Origin of the sequence: Venatoribacter cucullus (assembly GCF_016132445.1) — a bacterium.
In the GTDB taxonomy this organism is placed as follows: domain Bacteria; phylum Pseudomonadota; class Gammaproteobacteria; order Pseudomonadales; family Oceanobacteraceae; genus Venatoribacter; species Venatoribacter cucullus.
Genome location: NZ_CP046056.1, coordinates 1,188,181 through 1,207,731 on the forward strand (window position 1 = coordinate 1,188,181; position 19,551 = coordinate 1,207,731).

Below are 19,551 nucleotides of genomic sequence, written 5' to 3' on the forward strand. Positions count from 1 at the left end.
AGCATGTTTCTGAAAAAATTTATCTACGTTAACTGGGGCAATATTCCCGCCACCGAATTTGAATTCGGCCCCATTAATTTATTGTCCGGCGGTAACGGCTCGGGCAAAACCACCGCCGCCGACGCCATTCAGACCATTATGACGGCCGCCCACGACACGCTGTTTCATTACAACCCTGGTCAGGACGAAGCCACCCAGCGCGGCCGTGGCAAAAACGTACGTACGCTGGCCTCTTATGTGCTGGGCTGTGACGACGGCAGCTACGCCCGCCCCGGTGGCGCGGTGGGTTATTTAGCCGCGGTATTTCACCCCACCCAGGGCGAAAGCGGTGAACCCTTTACCGCCATTATCGGCGTCAGCGCCAGTATCGACCGCGCCGGCAGCACGCCGGTGGCGCGCCAGAACGACCTGCAGTTTTATATCGTTACCGAACAACTGACGCTGTCAGATTTTCTTAAGGACGATAAGCAGGGCCAGCGTAATGTGCTGGAACTGGGCAAGCTGGCTGGCCATTTAAAAGGCCGTATGGATGCTGCCGCCATTGAAAAATACGACACCAAAAAACAATACCTGCGCCGTTTATACGGTGCGCTGCGTGGCCGTCACGATGCGGTGAGCGAACGCGAAGCCATGAACGCCGCGCGCACCTTCTCGCGCTTTATGGCCTACAAACCGGTGAAAAGCATCAACGGCTTTGTGGCGCAGGAAATTCTGGAACAAAAAGATCTGGGCGATGCCATCCGCAGCGTTTCCGATCTGATGAAAACCATTTATGCGATGGAATCCGACGCCAATACCCTGGCGGAAACCATCAGCATTCTCAGTAATACCAAAGCCGCTTCGCAGCGTTATATCGACCAATGGATTGATTACAACGTACTGGAATACACCGCTGCCAAAAGCCGCTTTGTGCAGGATCAGCGCGCTTATTTAAGTGCCAAAGAAAAGCAGCAGGGCGTGCGTGAACGGCTGCACAAAGCGGAAAAAGAACGCGAAGTGGCGCAGGAGCGCCGTAAACAACTGCGCGAGCAGTTAATTGGTATGGAAGCCCGCCGCCGCGGTATCGACGCGCTGCAGGATAAAGACGCCGCCGAACAAGCCATTGCCGACGGCAAAAAGAAACTGCAACAACTGGCCATTCCGCTGCTGGAACAGGACCAGCTGCTGCAGGCCTCGCTGCGCGCTACCGAACTGGTACACGGCGCGCTGCAGAAAACCTCCATCGGGCTGGAAATTCCCACCCTGGGGCAGAAAAAAATCATCGATCAGGCCAAAGCGGTACTGGCCATTAAAGATCAGGGCGCGGTGGATTTCCGCAAACTGCTGGGCAAAGACTGGATCGATTTATCACCGCTGGAAGAGCATCTGGACGACGCCCGTCAGCAGCAATTACTGGTGAACCAATGGCGTGACCGCTTCCATTCCACCGAACTGGAAAGCAGCGGTATTTCGCTGCGCGACCAGGTCGCCAAACAGGTCGACCGGCGCGAACAGAAACTGCAGCAAATTCAGCAACGCATTGCGCAGAAACAGGCCGATATCGACAGCTTGGAAGCGCGCCAGCTGAATTACCCCGGCTTTGTGCGTCAGGCGCTGGAAGCCATTCGCCGCGAATGCCCGCAGGCCGATCCGCGCGTACTGGCCGACTATGTGGAAATTACCGACCCGCAGTGGCAAAGCGCCATTGAAGGCTACATTGGCGGTGCCCGTTTCAGCATTATTGTGGAACCGGCCTTTGAAGCCGAAGCCGCACACATTTTGCGCGCCATTCCCGGCGGCAGCCGGGCACGGGTAATTCAGGGCGAAAAAGCGAAAAAAGACTGTGAACGCATGAGCCTGAACGACAACTCGATTATGCATCTGATGTCGTTTGAACACGCCACCGCGCGCGCTTATTTGCAGGCCAGCTACGGCTCGGTTGAGCAGGTGGCCGACGCACAAACCCTGCGCATGACCCGCCGTGGTTTAACCAAAGAGGGCCTGGGTTCGGGCTCTTATTCGGTGTACCGCTGCGACCTTGACGACAGCGAACTGGTGTTTGGTTTAGGTGCCCGTGAACGCGCACTCGCGGCCAAACGTGCCGAACTGGATACCTTAACCGAACAAGCCAACGAGGCCGGCTTCCAACTGCGTCAGGTGCAACAATTACTGGACGCCATTAATCTGTTGCGTCATGTGTCGTTTGCTGACCAGATGCAGGCCATGCTGGACGTGCAATACCAGCTGAAACAGGCTGAAAATGCGCTGGGCAATGTCGATTTATCCGACTTCAGTGCCATCGAACACGAATTCGAGGCATTGAAAGAAAAAGCCGACGATCTGGATGCGCAAATCAAAGAACTGGACGGTGAGCTGGGCCGTTTACAGCAACAGCTGAACGACAGCGAAAAACAGTGCAAACAGCTCAGCGACCAACAGGAAGCCACTGCGCAAGTTGCCGACGACAAAGAAGAAGCCCTGCGCCATATCGTATCGGTATGGCCGGAGTTTGATACCGAAGCGCGCTTACAGGCCGCTGATGCCGAAGCCGCCGACAGCCCGGCCGAGGTGATTGAAAACCAGCGCAAGAGCATCAGCCAGGAACTCAATTCCACCGCTTATGAAATTGAGCGCAACATTGCCGAACACAATTTGCGCTGTCAGACCCTGGACGCCATTGTCTACACGCCGGATTACCGCCAGGAACACTCGGTCGGTTTTTTCAAAACCGTGTGCGGGCTGGAGCGTGAAGCCGAGCGCGTTTATAACCGCCTGAAAAATAATATTCTGGTGGAAAAACAAGACAAGCTGCACCAGCTGCGCGAAAGCTTTAACAACGCCTTCGTTACCAACCTGTGCCATTCCATTTATCAGGCCATTAACGATGGCAAACGCATTCTGGAAGAGCTGAACAAAGAACTGGCCCATCACCAGTTTGGTGCCGACCGCGAAACCTACTGGTTTGATTGGGAATGGGTGCCGGAATTTAAGGAATACTGGCAGTTCTTTGAAGAAATCATCAAAAACCCGTCGCTGGGCGATGGCGCCACGCTGTTCGATGCTGATCTGTCGAAAAACGCCAAGCGCGTACGCGACCAGTTAATGAGCATGCTGCTGGACGACGACGAGCAAAAAGCCATGCGCGAACTGGAGCGTATTTCGGATTACCGCAACTACCGCGCTTATGAAATTTACAAGCAGCCGGCCAACAAAGACCCGATTGCGCTCAGCCAGTACGGCACCGGCTCCGGCGGCCAGCTGGAAACACCGGCCTATATTATCCGTTCGGCGGCCATTACCTCGGCGTTCCGTTTCAACGAAGGCGATACCCACCTGCGCATGGTGCTGGTGGACGAAGCCTTCTCAAAAATGGACGAAACCCGCTCTAAAGAAGTGATCAATTACTTAACCGAAAGCCTTGGCCTGCAACTGCTGTTTATTATGCCGACCAGTAAATCCGGCCCCTTTATGGACCTGATTTCCAACCAGTTTGTGTTCTCCAAAGTACCGCTCACCGGCGGCCAGAAAAAAGGCGAACTGCAAACCCGTGTACTGGTAGACCGGCAGCAGTGCAACCAGGACAAGGTAAAAGAGCTGTGGGCCAACCACCGCCGTACCATCCGCCATCAGGCCGGGCTGGATTTTATGGAGGAGTTTTCCGCATGATCGAGGCGAAACGGCCGTACGGGCAGGGCGATAATTCTTACCAGTCGGCCGGCGGTTACGACGGCATTAAACAGCTGGTGGATGACTTTTACGCGGCTATGGATACCTTGCCGGAAGCGGCGCACATCCGCGCCATGCATCCGGACGATTTATCCACTGCCGCCGATAAACTCACGCGCTTTTTGTGCGGCTGGCTGGGCGGCCCGCGGCTGTTTTCGGAAAAATACGGCCCCATTGCCATTCCGGCGTTTCACCGCGCTTTTCCCATTGGCCCCAACGAGCGTGATGCCTGGCTGCTGTGCATGAAAACCGCCGCCGCTAAACAGCCCTTTGCTGACGACTTTAAACAGTATTTGCTGGAACAGCTGTATGTGCCGGCCGAACGCAGCCGCAGCCTTGATTAAGGCATTGCTGCTGTTGTTGGTAATACCGCTGGCCAGTGCCAGCGGTATTTACCGTTGGGTGGACGCTGACGGCCGGGTACATTTTTCCGACCGGCCTCTGCAGCAAAATGCCGAGACAATAACGCTTAAACATCAGGCCAGTGGCTGGCAACCCATGGCCATTCAGGTGACCACCGCCGGTAGTTTACAAAACCGCCCGGCACCGCTGGATATGGCGCGTATTCAGAGCGAAGTAAACGGCATTTACCGCTTTTACCAGCAAACCCTGTATTTCGATTTTTTACGCTCTGTGCCAGTGAATATTCAGCTGCTGGAAAACCGGGCCGAATACATTCGCCATGTCTGGGATACCGCGCAATGGGACGCCAGTAAAACCCTGGGCGTTTATATGCCCAAAACCCACAGCATTGTGCTGTATCTGCACGAGGAAAAAACCGGCGGCCTGGAAAGTACCTACGCCACTATTCGCCACGAAGTCAGTCACGCCATATTGCATTCGTTAACCGGGCGCCTGCCGGACTGGCTGAACGAAGGCATGGCCGAACAAATGGAAACCCTTGGTTTCAGCGGTAACGCCTTTACGATTACTGCCCATCCGCGCAATAAACGCGGCTTGCTTGCCCGCCGCCAACAGGCCATGCCGGTGCTGCAATTTGTCGAGCTGCGCAGCGACCACTGGCGTAAATCCAACCATCAGCACGGTATTAATCAGGAAATGGCCGGGCAGCTGGTGTACATGCTGCTGAGTACGGATTACGGCCGCAGCTTAATTACCCGCTTACTTCAGGATTACAAACGTGGCGTGAATATGCGCTCGTATTATTTGCTCGACCAGCACTATATCGGTGGCGCCAAAGCGCTGGAAATACACTGGAATAACTGGCTGGCCAGTAATATGGCAGCACCGGCGCAGATTGAAATGAGGTAACCCATGCTTGCCATCCGCCACACCCTGGAAGTTTTTTTCACCTTTTTATGGCTGGGTTGCATCAGCTTCGGTGGCCCGGCCGCGCATATTGGTATTTTTCAGCGCGAATTTGTGCAACGTCGGCAGTGGTTGGGCAATGATGACTTTTCCCGCCTGCTGGCACTGGTGCAGTTTCTGCCCGGGCCGGCCTCCAGCCAGCTGGGTTTTGCCATCGGCCGGGTACAGGCCGGGCTGCCCGGCGCTGTCGCTGCCTTTATTGGTTTTACCCTGCCTTCCGCCGCGCTGATGCTGGCCTTTGCACTGGGTATGCTGGCCGGACTTGGTGACCAATACAGCTGGCTGGCGGGTATTATGCTGGGGCTTAAATGGCTGGCCGTGGTGGTGGTGGCCGACGCCGTGCTGACCATGAACCGCAATTTCTGTACCGATGGTTTTACCCGCATTATCGCTGCGGCCATGGCCGCCTTAACCCTGGCCACCGGCTTTATGGCGCTGGGTGGTTTACTGCTGGCAGCGCTGGCCGGCGGCCTGTGGTGGAAACCCGCGCAACCTTCAACAGCCACACCAGCAACCCTGCCAAAACCCAACGGCCGCAGCCTGCTGTGGTTATTGCCTTTTGCCGCCTTACCGCTGTTGGCCGTTATAAGTTCCCCAGTCGTTGACCTTATTAACGGCTTTTTCTACAGCGGTACGCTGGTATTCGGCGGTGGCCATGTGGTGCTGCCCTTATTGCAGCAACAGTTTGAACAGCAATTAACGGCCGATGCCTTATTGGCCGGTTACGCACTGGCGCAAGCCATGCCGGGGCCATTATTTACTCTGGCAACCTATTTAGGTGCCATGCTCTTACCCACAGCACCGGTATCAGGGGCGCTGCTGGCCACGCTGGCGGTATTTTTACCCGGTTTTTTATTACTGCTGGCGGTGCAACCCTATTGGCATCTGCTTACCCGGTACCCGCGCATTCGTGCCGCCGTTGCGGCGGTAAATGCTGCCGTGGTGGGGCTGTTATTCGCCACCTTTATTAACCCGGTATTAACCAGTGCCGGTTTATGGCACTACAGCAGCTGGCAGATTGTAATGCCGGGCCTGGCCATGCTGGGCGGTGTAATGGCATTGCGCTGGCTGAAATTACCCGTCTGGGCATTGGTATTACTGATGATCGCCACCGGCCTTGTTTTTCAGGTCATCACCCATTCATAAAACCCCGTCAGACTGTGGTTTTTAAACAGGAGAATTGCGAGTGAAACGTCCGCTGCGCTGGTTATTTTCAATCATAATTGCCTTGCCGCTGTTACTGGTTACCGCCGCCTGGGCGGTGCTGGGCTATTCGCCGGTGTATTTATACAACGCGCCTTCGGTGGCGACCGGCATTGGCGCCAAGCTCGCCTGTTCCATGCGCTATGTAATGGCGCAAAACCCGCAGCAGGCCGCCGCTGATATTAAAATTTATTCGCCCATTCTGGCGCTGCTGGATTACCACTACGACGATGAACAGCGCCGTGTTCGCGCCTCGTTAGCCGGTTACGAACGCACGGCCAGCTGGCAGGAAGGTATTGGCTGTTATCTGGATTATGCCGGCTTTACCGAACGCCAGCGCCTGCATTGGCCACAGGCCGAAGCCGTTGTTGCCGACTGGCCGCAGGGCTATCAGGTGAATACGATTAAACCGGAGTTACAGTCAAAACTGGCGGCCATGCTGGCGGAAGACAATGCCCTGGGCCACGACACCCGCGCTTTATTAGTGGTGCATAAAGGCCAGGTTGTGGCCGAAGCCTACGCACCGGGTTATACCGAACGCAGCCTGTTTTTAGGCTGGTCGATGGCGAAAAGTATTACCGGTTTAATGATTGGTCAGCTGCAAATGCAGGGCAAACTGGAGGTAACCGAAACCGGTTTATTTCCACAATGGCAGGACGGGCGTAGCAGCATCAGCATTGAACAACTGCTGCACATGACCGACGGCTTAGCCTACGACGAAATTTACGACCCCGGCGCCACCGCACCGGCCATGTTATTTCAGCACCCCAGCGCAGCAGCCTACATGCTGAGCCTGCCGTTGCGTGACGAACCCGGCCGCCATTACCGTTATTCCTCCGGCAGCACCGTATTGCTGAACCAGCTGGTGCAACAACGCACCGCCGCCAACAATGCCGCAGCAGTAGAACATTTAGCCGAACATTTTTTCCGCCCGCTGGGCATGCAACGTATGGTGTACGAAACCGACGCCGCCGGTTTATTAATGGGCAGCTCGTATTTATACGCCACCGCCCGCGACTGGGCCAAAGTAGGGCAGTTAATGCTGAACGGCGGCGAAATTAACGGTACGCGCATCGTGACCGAAGGCTGGATACAACGCGCATTACAGCCTAACGGCTCGGACAATAAACGCGACTTCGGCTACCAGTGGTGGCTGAACAAAGCCACCGACAAACCACGCTGGCCCGACCTGCCAGGCAATGTGTTTGCCGCGCAGGGCAACCGCGAACAGCGCGTGTTGGTAATGCCCGACCAGAATATCGTCATCGTGCGGCTGGGCTGGTCACCGGATAAATACCGCGATAACAAAAATTTTGTGGAAATTGCCAGCTGGTTCTGAGCGCGCAGGGCAATGGCTCTATCCTTGTCACGATCTGGTAGTAGGAGCGGGCCATGCCCGCGAACCATCCAGCACCATCAGTAAGGCTATGCCTCAGCAGGAACGGGCCTGTGATCGGCGTTCCTGAAACTCGCCAAAACAAGGGCAGACACCAACAAAAAGCTCAGTATAATCGGGCACATTACCGATTCAGGAACAGGCCCAACGGACATGACCCACGCCGAAGAACAAAAATTCCTCAACGAGCTGGAAAAAAAGCTCTGGACCGCCGCCGACAAACTGCGCTCCACCCTCGATGCCGCCCAATACAAACACGCCGTACTCGGCATCATCTTTCTTAAATACGTATCCGACGCCTTCGACACCCGGCGCAACGAACTCAAAGCCGCCTTTTTAAACCCCAGCCACGAATACTTCCTCAACCCGGATGATTTCGGCGGCGCCGAAAGCCCCGAATACGCCGACGAAGTGGCCATCGAACTGGAACAGCGCGACTACTACCAGGAAACCAACGTCTTCTGGGTGCCGCAGGAAGCGCGCTGGCAATTCCTGCAAGCCAACAACAAAACCGTTATCGGCGGCGAGCTGGACGTAGATGGAAAACGCATCCGCAGCGTCGGCATGCTCATCGACAACGCGCTGGAAGCCATCGAACGCGATAACCCCAAACTCAAAGGCGTACTCAACAAACGCTACACCCAATTACAGATCGACCAGGCCAAACTGGCCGAACTTATCGACTTAGTTGCCACCATCCCATTCACAGGGGCAGGCTTAAACAGCAAAGATATTCTTGGCCATATCTACGAATACTTTTTAGGCCAGTTCGCCTTAGCCGAAGGCAAAAAAGGCGGCCAGTTCTACACGCCCAAATCTATTGTGAGTTTAATTGTTGAAATGCTCGAACCCTTTAAAGGCCGCGTGTACGACCCGGCCATGGGTTCCGGCGGATTTTTTGTACAATCCGAAAAATTCATCCGCGAACACGCCGGCAAAGTAGGCGATATCTCCATTTACGGGCAGGAATACAACCACACCACCTGGCAGCTGGCCGCCATGAACATGGCCATCCGTGGGCTGGATTTTAACTTCGGCAAAGAACCCGCCAGCACCTACACCAACGACCAGCATCCCGATTTACGCGCCGATTTCGTAATGGCCAACCCGCCATTCAATATGAAAGAGTGGGACGCAGGCGTAAGCGACCACGACCCGCGCTGGCAATACGGCCGCCCGCCCAGCGGCAACGCCAACTTCGCCTGGCTGCAACACATGCTCTGGCACTTGGCCCCTAACGGCAGCCTTGGCCTGTTACTCGCCAACGGCTCCATGAGCTCCAACACCAACAACGAAGGCGCGATACGCAAACGCTTAATTGAAGAAGACTTAGTGGAATGCATGGTGGCGCTGCCCGGCCAGTTATTCACCAACACCCAAATACCCGCCTGCATCTGGTTTTTAACCAAAAACAAACAGGCACGCGTATCCGCCTCTGGCCGCCCGTTACGCAAACGCGAAAACGAAGTGCTGTTTATTGATGCACGCAATTTAGGCTACATGAAAGACCGCGTACTGCGCGATTTTACGGCGGCGGATATTGCCAAAATTACCGACACCTTCCATGCGTGGCAGACCGTTGGCTTGCAAGACGCGGGACGGGAGACGGGAGACGCCATTAAGCCGGAAGCCGGAAGCTTGACGCCAGACGCACAAGCCTCAAGCGTCCAGCCTCAGGCGTCCAGCGTTTACCAGGATATTCCCGGCTTCTGCAAAGCGGTCAAACTCGATGAAATTCACAAGAACGGCTATGTGCTCACCCCTGGCCGTTACGTCGGTGCCGAAGAACAGGAAGACGACGGCGAACCCTTTGCCGATAAAATGGCGCGCTTAACTGAACAGCTCGGACAGCAGTTTGCTGAAAGCGCCCGCCTGGAAGCTGAGATTAAAAAGAATCTGGCGGGGTTGGGTTATGAGTGTTGATTCTAAAGTTGTTTGCTTTGAATACTTACTATCTGAAAAGCCACGTAATGGTCTTTACAAAAATAAAGATTTTCAGGGGCGTGGAAGCCGGTGGATAAAAATGAGTGATGTCTATGGAAAGGAATTCCTAGATAGTCAAGAAACTGAGCTTATAGAGGTTGATGAAGGTGAGATTGATAAATTTGGTTGTAAGGAAGGGGATCTTCTTTTTGGTAGGACCTCTTTAAACCTTGAGGGTATAGGTGATTGCATATTGGTAATGTATGTGGAGGATGTTCCTATATTTGAATCTAACCTTTTTAGAGTTAGATTTGATAGGAATAAAGCGTATCCATTGTTTTATTATTACTATTTCAAATCCAATTTTGGTCGGCAGGCCATTCAAGGAATAGCGAAGCAAACCGCTGCGACCAGTATTACTTCAAGTGATTTTGTGAAGTTGCAAGTTCCGTATGTTTCATTAGATTATCAAATAAAAGTCGCAGATATACTTTATCGATTTGATGAAAAAATCCAACTCAACCGCCAGATTAACCAAACCCTCGAACAGATGGCGCAGGCCATTTTCCAGTCGTGGTTTGTCGATTTCGAGCCGGTAAAAGCCAAGATCGCCACTAGACAAGACTGGCTGGCCCGGCAGGCAGCGCAAAGCGACGCGCACGACGATGCGCCGCAGTTTTCCTCACCGGTCTGTTACGCCCATGAGTTTGCCGACGCAGCCGCGCCAGCACCGGCCACGCAGGCCGACCTTGAAACCTTTATGAACCGCGCAGCTATGTGCGCCATCAGCGGCAAAACCGACGCCGACCTCGATGCCATGCCCGCCGCCGACTACCAGCGCCTGTACCACACCGCCAGCCTGTTCCCCGACGAACTGGTCGAATCCGAACTCGGTGAAATCCCGAAGGGGTGGGAGGTTGGTTCTTTAAAGAGCCTTTGTGTCCGAATTGAAAGTGGCGGAACGCCAAAGCGAACGGAACCAAATTATTGGGGCGGGGACGTAAAGTGGCTGACTTCTGGCGAGGTTAGAGAATCTCTTGTTTTTGATACAAAAGAGAAGATATCTCTGGATGGTTTGAGCAATAGCAGCGCTAAGTTATGGCCAAAATATACCACTGTTATTGCCATGTACGGTGCTACTGCTGGGCAGATATGTCTTTTACTTGAGGAAATGTCCGCTAATCAGGCTTGTTGTGGCTTAATTCCATATGAGTATTCTGAAAGTTTTTTATATCTAAATTCTCTTTCTGCTTCTTCAGATTTGGCATCTAAGGCATCTGGTTCAGCACAGCAAAACCTAAACAAGGGGTTAATTGAGAATCACAAGGTATTAAACCCGGACATTGCAGTGCTTTCCGTCTTTCAGGAAACAGTAGGTGTCTTTTTCTCTGAATCAGAAAGCATGGTGCGCAATATTCAGGTTCTATCAGATATCCGCGATTCACTCCTCCCCAAACTCCTCTCCGGCGAACTGGATATTTCTGCCTTAACCGATCTGTCGGATAACGCCGCCGAACCCGGTGCCGCCCATGACTAAAATCGACCGCAGCCAGAACCGTATTCAGCCTTTGCAGTCGCGTAAGTTCAGCGCGCTGAACCTTACCGAGCGTCTTCGCTTGCAGGAATGGCTGGCGCAGGCGTGGCAGCGCGTGCGTGCGGGTGGTTAAACTGTACCGGTATTTACAAATGCGCCAAGCAGAGAATGATCTATGGCTTATGAACCGCCTTTTACCCTGACCAGCGAGATTCTGTCCCGCGTGGCGGATATTGCCGAACAGGTCGGGCGTTTAACCGCGCAGCCGGAGCAGGGTATGGATTTGCGACTGCGCCGAGTAAACCGCATCCGTACCATTACCGGCTCGTTGGCCATTGAAGGTAATACCCTCAGCGAAGAGCAGATTACCGCCATTCTGAACGGTAAGCCGGTGCTGGCACCGCCGCGTGATGTGCAGGAGGCCCGTAATGCCTTGCTGGTATACGAGCAACTGCCCAACTGGCAGGCCAGCCACGAGGCGGATTTACTGGCCGCGCACAAATTGCTGATGACCGGCTTGCTGGATAACCCCGGCCAATACCGCAGCGGCGGTGTGGGGGTGATGCAGGGCGACAAGGTGCTGCACATGGCACCTCCGGCCAGCCGGGTGCGCGAGCTTATGCAGCAGTTATTCGCCTGGGTAAAACAGAGCAACGCGCATCCGCTGATTGTCAGCTCGGTGTTTCATTACGAGTTTGAGTTTATTCACCCCTTTGCCGACGGTAATGGCCGTATGGGTCGTTTATGGCAAACCTTGCTGTTGTCGCAGTGGCATCCGGCGCTGGCCTGGTTGCCGGTAGAAAGCATGGTGCATGAACATCAGGCGGCCTATTACGACGCCATTAATAACAGCAATAAGGCCAGCGATGCCGCGCCCTTTGTGCTGTTTATGCTGGGGTGTATTCAACAGGCGTTGGTGGCCGTGCTGGAGCAAAACGCCCCTGTAAACGCCTCTGTAAACGCCCCTGTAAATCTGAAAACGCCACAGGCCATTTTGCAGTTACTGGCCGACAATCCGGCCCTGACCCGGCAGCAACTGGCCGACAGGCTGGGCAAAGACCTGCGCACGATTGGCAGAGCTATCAAAAAGTTGCAGGATGTTGGGGCGTTGCAACGCCGGGGTTCCGATAAAGATGGCCACTGGCAGGTTATGAACGGGCAGGCAGAGTAAGCCTGTCAGTCACACACCAAAAGGATTGATCTGTGATTACCGAAGACCAACTGGAACAGCTGTGCCTCGACTGGTTTAAAGAAACCGGCTACGAGTACGCCTACGGGCTTAACATTGCCCCGGATGGCGACACGCCGGAACGGCGCGATTACCGCGGTGTGGTGCTGGAAGGGCGGTTATTGCAGCAGTTGCAGCGCATTAACCCGCACCTTCCGCTGGCCACGCTGGAGCAGGTAGTGGCGCAGGTCGCCAAACCCGACAGCCCGGTGCTGATTAACGCCAATAAAACCTTCCACCAGTATTTGCTGGAAGGCGTTAAGGTGGAATACCGCGACAACGGCGAAGAAAAGCACGATTACGCCCGTCTGATTGATTTTGGTTCGGTCACCAATAACCAGTTTCTGGTGGTGAACCAGTTTTCCATTATCGGCAGCAAGGGCCACCGTCGCCCGGATGTGGTGGTGTTTATCAACGGCCTGCCGCTGGCGGTAATTGAGCTTAAGAACCCGGCCGATAACCACGCCGATATTTTAAAAGCCTTCGATCAGCTGCAAACCTACAAAGACGAAATTCCCGATCTGTTTGCCTTTAACGAAGCGCTGGTGATTTCCGATGGCTGGGACGCCCGCATCGGCACCCTTACCGCCAGCCGCGAACGCTTTATGATCTGGCGTACGGTAAAAGACGAAAGCGATAAGCCCGCGTGGGAATACCAGCTGGAAACGCTGGTGAAGGGCTTTTTTAACCCGGAACTGCTGCTGGATTACCTGCGTTTTTTCCAGCTGTTTGAACAATCCGGCGACGTTACCATTAAAAAAATGGCCGGCTACCATCAGTTTCATGCGGTGCGGGCGGCGGTTCAGGCCACTTTAATTGCCGCCAATAAACGCGCTGCCGCCGCCGAAGAGCGCGCTGATTACCATAAACGGGTGGAGCCGGGCTCGGGTAAAGCCGGGGTGGTGTGGCATACCCAGGGCAGCGGTAAATCCATTTCTATGGTGTGCTACGCCGCCAAGCTGCTGGCGCAGCCGGAAATGAACAACCCTACGCTGGTGGTGGTCACCGACCGCAACGATCTGGACGGCCAGTTATTCAATACCTTCAGCATGGCCGCCGATACGCTGAAACAAACCCCGGTGCAGGCCGACAGCCGCGATGCGTTGCGTGAAATTCTGGCCAGCCGTCAGGCCGGTGGCATTGTGTTTACCACCATTCAGAAATTCGCTTTGCTGGGCGATGAAAATACCCACCCGGTGCTCAGCAGCCGCCACAACATTGTGGTGATCAGCGACGAAGCGCACCGCAGCCAGTATGGCGATAAGGCCAAATTCAACGAGAAATCCGGCCAGTTTACCTACGGCTATTCCAAGCACCTGCGCGATGCGTTGCCGCTGGCGTCGTTTATTGGTTTTACCGGCACGCCCATCGACAGCGCCGATAAAGATACCCGCGCGGTGTTCGGCGATTATGTGTCGGTGTACGACATTCAGGATGCGGTGGAAGACGGCGCGACGGTGCCGATTTATTACGAATCGCGCCTGGCCAAGCTGGATATTAACCAGCAGGACATTGAGCAGCTGAATGCCGAAGTGGACGAAGTGCTGGAAGACGCCGGCGACGATGACGAAGGCACCGCCGTGCGCGAAAAAACCAAATCGCAATGGGCTGCGCTGGAAAAACTGGTGGGCAGTAAGCCACGGGTAGAGCAAATAGCCGCTGATCTGGTGCAGCACTTTGAGGCGCGCACGGCCAGTATGCCGGGCAAAGGCATGATTGTGGCGATGAGCCGGGAAATCTGCGTCGATTTATACGATGCCATTGTGGCGTTAAGGCCCGATTGGCACGGCGCTCCATTAGGTGAAGCGGCAGATCCGCACAAAGGCGCGATCAAAATTGTAATGACGGGTTCCGCCGCCGATAAAGCCAAGCTGCAACCGCACATTTACAGCAAAGACATTAAAAAGCTGTTTGAAAAACGCTTTAAAGACGTGAACGACCCGCTGCAACTGGTGATTGTGCGCGATATGTGGCTGACCGGCTTCGACGCCCCAAATTGCCACACCATGTACATCGATAAGCCGATGAAAGGCCACAACCTGATGCAGGCCATTGCGCGGGTTAACCGCGTATTCAAAGACAAGCCGGGCGGTTTGGTGGTGGATTACATCGGCATCGCCAATGAATTAAAACAGGCGCTGAAAACCTACACCGATTCCAAAGGCCGGGGTAAACCGACGCTGGATACCGCCGAAGCGTTCGCGGTGTTTATGGAAGAGCTGGATAAACTGCACGGCCTGATGCACGGCTTCGACTATGCCCGCTTCAGCGAGGGCGGTACGGTGGCGGTGCGTTTATTGCCGGGGGTTATTAACCATTTGGCCGGGCTGACGGGGCCGGATAAAGACCGCGACGGCAAGCGTCGTTTTTTTGATGTGATGGCGCGCCTGGCCAAAGCCTTTGCCTTGTGCAGCACATTGGATGAAGCCTTGCCCCATAAAGCCGAAGTGGCGTTTTTTGCGGCGGTGAAAAAAGCCTGGATGAAGAACGCCAGCGTAGACCGCCGCATCAGCGACGATGAAAAGAACTCGGCCCTGCGCCAGATTATCGACAACGCCATTATTGCCGAAGGGGTGGACGATATTTTCGCCCTGGTGGGGCTGGATAAGCCGAACATCGGCTTGCTGTCGCCGGAGTTTCTGGAAGACGTGGCGCAGCTGGAGCAGAAAAACCTGGCGGTGGAACTGCTGGAGAAACTGCTGAAAGACGAAGTAAAAGCCCGCATGCGTACCGACAAGGTATCGGAAAAGAAATACTCCGACCGCATTATGGAAACCCTGCGCAAATACCATAACCGCGCTATTGAAACCGCTCAGGTACTGGAAGAGCTGATTCAGATGGCGCACGACATGGCCGCCGATGCTGAGCTGGCGGAAAAGTCGGGCCTGAATGCCGAAGAGATCGCCTTTTACCGGGCGTTAATTCAGAATCAGGCGGCGGTGCGGGAAATGGGCGACAACAACCTGCGTGAGCTGGCTAAGTTTGTAACCGCCGAGCTGCGTAAATCGGTAACGGTCGACTGGTACGAACGCGAAAGCGTGCGCGCACGGCTGCGCAACCTGGTACGCCGCGCCCTGCGCCGCTGGAAATACCCGCCGGATAAATCCGACGAAGCGGTAGACCTGTGCATACAACAGGCCGAAGCGCTGGCGGAAGAATGGGCGGTGTAGTTTTTTGCGGGCCGTTGGCTCGTTGCTAGGTGTTACCCTGAATAGGTGGATCAAACAGACCTGATAATTTTAAAAAGGCACCTACTGAAGCTGCTTGAGTTACGTGCTTCACCAGCAGGAAGCATGGTAACGGAGCGTCTGGCCGAACTACTGGCGGCGCTCAGTAGTTTGAGCTGACCATCAGTGATGAATCGCCGCTTATGCGGCGCTTTCTTAGCGCTTAATACTGCACAAACCAATGCCGCTCCCACGCCAGCAGCACTTTTTCCGGGTATTTGGTGCGGCCTAAGCTGCCGTTGTAGCGGGCGAGGCCACGAATAAAGTCGCCTTTTTCGCGGTCGAGGTAGTGTTTCAGAATGGTGCAGCCGTAACGCAGGTTGGTTTCGGCGTTCATCAGGTTGTCGTCGGGGCGTCCGATCTCATTTTTCCAGAACGGCATTACCTGCATATAGCCCTGGGCGCCAACGCGGGATATGGCAAAGCGGTCGAACGCGCTTTCTATTTGTATAACGGCCAGTACCAGCTCTGGTTGTAACCCGGCGCGGCTGGCTTCGCGGTGTACCAGGGTTAAAAAACGCAGGCGTTCCTGTTCGTTTTTTATGTAGCGCGTTAAGCGCGATGACATATCCAGCAACCATACCTGGGCGTCGTATTCATCAGCAAAGGATTCGCTGCTGTTTACGGCTTCGCGCAGGGCATTTCGCAGCTGGTTGTCGGCGCTCGGGCTGGCTGTGCTGTTAACTGAGGGGCTGGCTTGCTGGTTCGCCAGTGCCGGTGCCAGGCCGCCCAGAAGGCATAAAAAAACCAGAGCACGCGCTGGGCGTACTCCGGTTTTCAGCAGGCGTTTAACTGCAGCGCCGTTCAGCATTGCACCTGGCTTTGCAGGTGGGCAACGATGTCGGCCAGGGCAATTTCGTGCTTCACACCATCACGACGGGCCGCGTATTCCAGCTTGCCGGCTTCCAGGCCGCGGTCCGATACCACCACGCGGTGCGGAATACCAATCAGCTCCATGTCGGCGAATTTCACGCCGGGGCTGGTTTTCTTGTCGCGGTCGTCCAGGTACACCTCAAAACCGGCGGCGGTTAACTGCTCGTACAGTTCGTCGGTGGCTTTGGTAACGGCTTCCGATTTCTGGTAGCCCATCGGCACAATGCCGACCTGGAAGGGTGCAATGGCATCCGGCCAGATAATGCCGTTGTCGTCGTGGTTCTGTTCAATGGCGGCTGCCACCACACGGCTGACGCCGATGCCGTAGCAACCCATGATCATGGTGCGGGTTTTGCCGTTTTCATCCAGCACGGTGGCATTCATAGATTCTGAATACTTGGTGCCCAGCTGGAAAATATGGCCCACTTCAATGCCGCGTTTAATTTCCAGGGTGCCTTTACCGCAGGGGCTTGGGTCACCGGCTACGACATTGCGCAAATCACGAACTTCCGGCAGCGCGGCATCGCGTTCCCAGTTAAAGCCGCTGAAATGCGCGTCGGTATCGTTGGCACCACAGATAAAGTCGGCCATGTGCGCCGCGCTGCGGTCCACGTAGCATTTGGCTTGCAGGCCTTGCGGGCCGACAAAACCGGTTACGCCGCCAATGGCTTCGATTTCGGCATCGGAGGCAAACTGCAGCGGTGCCGCAACGCCCGGGATTTTTTCGGCTTTGATTTCGTTCAGTTCGTGGTCACCACGCAGGAACAGCACCACCGGTGCCGGTTCGCCTTCGGCTTTTTCATCGGTATGCGCGCCGCGCACCACAATGGCCTTGAGAACCTGGCTGGCATCCACTTTAAAGAAAGCGGCCACGTCGTCGATGCTGGTCGCGGCCGGGGTCGATACTTTGGTTAATACCGCAGTCGCTGCCGGGCGCTCGCCCGCCGGGGCGACGGCTTCGGCCAGTTCGACGTTGGCGGCGTAATCACTGTCGGTGGAGAAGGCGATGTCGTCTTCACCGGAAGAGGCCAGTACGTGGAATTCGTGCGATTTGGCACCACCAATAGAGCCGGTGTCGGCCAGTACCGGGCGGAAATCCAGACCTAAACGATTGAAGATGGCGGTGTAGGCCGCGTGCATCTTGTCGTAGGTTTGTTGCAGGCTTTCTTCGCTGGTGTGGAAGGAGTAGGCGTCTTTCATAATGAATTCACGCGCGCGCATCACACCGAAACGCGGACGGGTTTCATCACGGAATTTGGTCTGAATCTGGTACAGGTTCAGCGGCAGCTGACGGTAGCTGCTGATGTTGTTGCGGGCCAGGTCGGTAATTACTTCTTCGTGGGTCGGGCCAATGCAGAAATCGCGGTTGTGGCGGTCTTTTACGCGCAGCAGTTCGCCACCGTACTGGAACCAGCGACCGGTTTCTTCCCATAGTTCCGCCGGTTGCACGGCGGGCATCAGCACTTCCTGGGCGCCGGCTTTGTTCATTTCTTCGCGCACAATGGCTTCTACTTTGCGCAGGGTGCGCAGGCCAACCGGCATCCAGGTGTACAGGCCAGCGGCCAGTTTACGGATCATGCCGGAACGCATCATCAGCTGGTGGCTTACCACCACAGCATCGGCGGGGGTTTCTTTTTCGGTGGTTAACAGAAATTCGGTAGCGCGCATGGCTTGAGGCATCCCACGGGTGGATTGATTAAATTGGCAAAACAATGGCAGGGATTTTATAGGTTAGCGGCCGCTGCGGCAATTTGACTCTGTTCGCCAACTGCAACGCCAAGGCCGCCACTGCAACATAAATTTAACCTTGGTCGGCTTGTGCGCCGGTTTGGCTGTGCCATACTCGCCAACCTGCCTGCCAATGCGATGGTGACAGTGATGGCTACCAACGAACATTACGATCCGTCTTTATACCCCCATACCAGCCCGATTGAGGCCGATTTACCGGTATCGGAAGCTTGTGTGCGTAACCAGCAGCCCATTGCTGAGGTGCTGGCGCAAGAACTGCCCGCCGCCGGTGTGGTACTGGAACTGGGTAGCGGCACCGGCCAGCACGGTGCGTTTTTCAGCCGGCGCTTTCCGCGCCTGCAATGGCAGCCTTCTGAACTGGCCGACCGCATTGCCGGCATTAACGCCTGGCGTGCCAAAGCCCGCTGCCATAACTTTCTGCCGCCGCTGATTCTGGATGTGACACAGGATTTATGGCCAATAAAACAGGTGGATGCGGTGTTCAGCGCCAATCTGGTGCATTTTATTGGCTGGAATAAAGTGCGCAGTATGTTGGGTGGTGTGCGCAGGGTGCTGAAGAAGTCGGGGTTGGCGGTGTTTTACGGGCCGTTTAACTATGGCGGTAAGTTCACCAGCGACGGCAATCGCCGGCTGGACCAGTGGCTGAAACAGCGCGACCCGGAGTCCGGCATTAAACACGCCGAGCAATTTATTCTGGCCGCCCGCCGCGAAAAGCTGCGCCTGCTGAAAGACATTGCCATGCCGGCCAATAACCGTTTACTGATTCTGCAGAAATACCAGTAATGCCGTTATCACAGCAACAGCCTTGTCCCTGGGCCAAAGGGGACGATTACCTGCACTACCACGACACCGAATGGGGCGTACCCAGCCACGACCGTATCCGTCTGTTTGAAAAACTCTGTCTGGAAGGCCAGCAGGCCGGCTTAAGCTGGATTACCGTGCTGCGTAAACGCGAGCATTACCGCGCCTGTTTCCATCAGTTTGTGCCGGAAAAAATTGCCCGCATGACCGATGCCGAAATTGAACAGCTGCTGACCGACGCGGGCTTAATCCGCAACCGCCTGAAGTTATACGGTATCCGCAAAAATGCGCTGGCGTTACTGGCGCTGGAGCAGCAGGGCGTGGATTTTGCGGAATTTCTCTGGGGTTTTGTCGGCGGCAAAACCATGGTTAACCGGCTGGCCAGTATGGATGATGCGGTGGCGGAAACCGCCGAGGCCCGCGCCATGAGCAAAGCCCTGAAAAAAGCGGGTTTTACCTTTGTTGGCCCCACTATTTGTTACGCCTTTATGCAAAGCATGGGGCTAGTGAACGACCATCTGATCAGCTGTCCTCAGCATCCGGATAACCGCTGAATACGGATTCAGTCAAAACACACCTCAGG

Annotated in this window: 14 protein-coding genes; 12 read left to right on the forward strand and 2 right to left on the reverse strand. The window is 55.1% G+C overall.

Annotated elements, in window-relative coordinates; all coding sequences use genetic code 11:
• Positions 1 to 3: 3 nt before the first annotated feature.
• The 10 genes from GJQ55_RS05705 to GJQ55_RS05750 all read left to right on the forward strand — a co-directional run bounded on the left by GJQ55_RS05705 (position 4) and on the right by GJQ55_RS05750 (position 15,488).
• On the forward strand, positions 4 to 3,645 hold the full coding sequence (locus tag GJQ55_RS05705) for an ATP-binding protein (protein WP_228346549.1): 3,642 nt from the start codon (positions 4 to 6) through the stop codon (positions 3,643 to 3,645).
• Positions 3,642 to 4,049, forward strand: a complete 408-nt coding sequence (locus GJQ55_RS05710; RefSeq protein ID WP_228346550.1) for a group II truncated hemoglobin — start codon at positions 3,642 to 3,644, stop codon at positions 4,047 to 4,049. Before GJQ55_RS05705 ends, GJQ55_RS05710 begins: the two co-directional genes overlap by 4 nt.
• A complete protein-coding gene (locus GJQ55_RS05715) occupies positions 4,042 to 4,977 on the forward strand; it encodes a DUF4124 domain-containing protein (RefSeq protein WP_228346551.1) in 936 nt (311 codons plus the stop codon). The genes GJQ55_RS05710 and GJQ55_RS05715 overlap by 8 nt, the downstream gene beginning before the upstream one ends.
• A gap of 3 nt (positions 4,978 to 4,980) precedes the next feature.
• Positions 4,981 to 6,180, forward strand: a complete 1,200-nt coding sequence (gene chrA / locus GJQ55_RS05720; protein WP_228346552.1) for a chromate efflux transporter — start codon at positions 4,981 to 4,983, stop codon at positions 6,178 to 6,180.
• Positions 6,181 to 6,220: 40 nt separating this feature from the next.
• A complete protein-coding gene (locus tag GJQ55_RS05725) occupies positions 6,221 to 7,576 on the forward strand; it encodes a serine hydrolase domain-containing protein (protein WP_228346553.1) in 1,356 nt (451 codons plus the stop codon).
• A gap of 210 nt (positions 7,577 to 7,786) precedes the next feature.
• Positions 7,787 to 9,556 (forward strand): class I SAM-dependent DNA methyltransferase, encoded by a 1,770-nt coding sequence (locus tag GJQ55_RS05730; protein WP_228346554.1) that lies wholly within the window; start codon positions 7,787 to 7,789, stop codon positions 9,554 to 9,556.
• Positions 9,546 to 11,093, forward strand: coding sequence for a restriction endonuclease subunit S (locus tag GJQ55_RS05735; RefSeq protein WP_228346555.1), 1,548 nt, complete (start codon positions 9,546 to 9,548; stop codon positions 11,091 to 11,093). Before GJQ55_RS05730 ends, GJQ55_RS05735 begins: the two co-directional genes overlap by 11 nt.
• Positions 11,086 to 11,223: a hypothetical protein gene (locus GJQ55_RS05740; protein WP_228346556.1), complete on the forward strand. Its 138-nt coding sequence runs from the start codon at positions 11,086 to 11,088 to the stop codon at positions 11,221 to 11,223. Before GJQ55_RS05735 ends, GJQ55_RS05740 begins: the two co-directional genes overlap by 8 nt.
• 42 nt (positions 11,224 to 11,265) lie before the next feature.
• A complete protein-coding gene (locus GJQ55_RS05745; RefSeq protein WP_228346557.1) occupies positions 11,266 to 12,261 on the forward strand; it encodes a Fic family protein in 996 nt (331 codons plus the stop codon).
• A 32-nt stretch (positions 12,262 to 12,293) separates the two neighbouring features.
• A complete protein-coding gene (locus GJQ55_RS05750; RefSeq protein ID WP_228346558.1) occupies positions 12,294 to 15,488 on the forward strand; it encodes a type I restriction endonuclease subunit R in 3,195 nt (1,064 codons plus the stop codon).
• A gap of 220 nt (positions 15,489 to 15,708) precedes the next feature.
• Here GJQ55_RS05750 and GJQ55_RS05755 read toward each other — a convergent pair whose 3' ends face one another.
• Both GJQ55_RS05755 and GJQ55_RS05760 read right to left on the reverse strand, forming a co-directional pair.
• Positions 15,709 to 16,356 (reverse strand): lytic transglycosylase domain-containing protein, encoded by a 648-nt coding sequence (locus GJQ55_RS05755; RefSeq protein WP_228346559.1) that lies wholly within the window; start codon positions 16,354 to 16,356, stop codon positions 15,709 to 15,711.
• Complete coding sequence (locus GJQ55_RS05760; RefSeq protein ID WP_228346560.1) at positions 16,350 to 18,086, reverse strand: proline--tRNA ligase; 1,737 nt, start codon at positions 18,084 to 18,086, stop codon at positions 16,350 to 16,352. Before GJQ55_RS05760 ends, GJQ55_RS05755 begins: the two co-directional genes overlap by 7 nt.
• A 210-nt stretch (positions 18,087 to 18,296) precedes the next feature.
• Between GJQ55_RS05760 and GJQ55_RS05765 the strand changes: the two genes are divergently transcribed.
• Together GJQ55_RS05765 and GJQ55_RS05770 are read left to right on the forward strand one after the other, a co-directional pair.
• Positions 18,297 to 18,950, forward strand: coding sequence for a DUF938 domain-containing protein (locus tag GJQ55_RS05765; RefSeq protein ID WP_228346561.1), 654 nt, complete (start codon positions 18,297 to 18,299; stop codon positions 18,948 to 18,950).
• Complete coding sequence (locus GJQ55_RS05770) at positions 18,950 to 19,522, forward strand: DNA-3-methyladenine glycosylase I (RefSeq protein ID WP_228346562.1); 573 nt, start codon at positions 18,950 to 18,952, stop codon at positions 19,520 to 19,522. Before GJQ55_RS05765 ends, GJQ55_RS05770 begins: the two co-directional genes overlap by 1 nt.
• Positions 19,523 to 19,551: the final 29 nt, after the last annotated feature.